We start from the raw sequence: 644 nt of genomic DNA, 5'->3' as shown, positions 1-644 counted from the left end.
GTGTTCTCGCTGCTGTTCGGCTCGGGCCGGGAGATCGGCCAGGCGCTGGTCGCCGATCCGCGCATCCAGGCGGTGGGCTTCACCGGCTCCCGCGGCGGCGGCACCGCGCTGATGAAGACCGCCCAAGCACGCCCGCAACCAATCCCGGTCTACGCCGAGATGAGCTCGATCAACCCGGTGTTCCTGCTGCCCGAGGCCTTGAAGGCGCGCGGCGACAAGATCGCCGAGGGCTTCGTCGGCTCACTCAACATGGGCGCCGGGCAGTTCTGCACCAACCCGGGCCTGGTCATCGCCGAGAAGGGCCCCGAGCTCGATGCCTTCATCGAGGCGGCGGGCGATGCCGTGAAGGCAAGCGGCGCCCAGACCATGCTCACCCCGGGCATCCACGATGCCTACCAGCAGGGCGTGGGCCGGCTTTCCGGCAATAGCAAGGTCAGGGAAGTGGCCCGCGGCCAGGCCGGCGAGTCGGCTCACCCCTGCCAGGCCGGGCTGTTCGTCACTTCGGCGGCCGACTTCCTCAATGAGCCCGAACTGCAGGAGGAGGTGTTCGGCGCCACCTCGCTGGTGATCGCGTGCCGGGACGCGCAGGAGATGCAGCGCGTGGCGGCCCAGCTCGAAGGCCAGCTCACCGCTACCCTGCAGAT

The 644-nt window shown here is 69.6% G+C and carries 1 protein-coding gene; it reads left to right on the top strand.

The annotated features are described in order from the left end of the window. Positions 1 to 644 (top strand): aldehyde dehydrogenase family protein (locus tag DU505_RS22210; protein ID WP_114481145.1); only part of this gene is annotated, 644 nt, incomplete at both ends.

This window comes from Billgrantia montanilacus (genome assembly GCF_003336675.1).
Taxonomy (GTDB): Bacteria; Pseudomonadota; Gammaproteobacteria; order Pseudomonadales; family Halomonadaceae; genus Halomonas; species Halomonas montanilacus.
The sequence above is the reverse complement of the archived record's forward strand: the minus strand, read 5'-3'. Positions and strand labels throughout refer to the sequence as shown.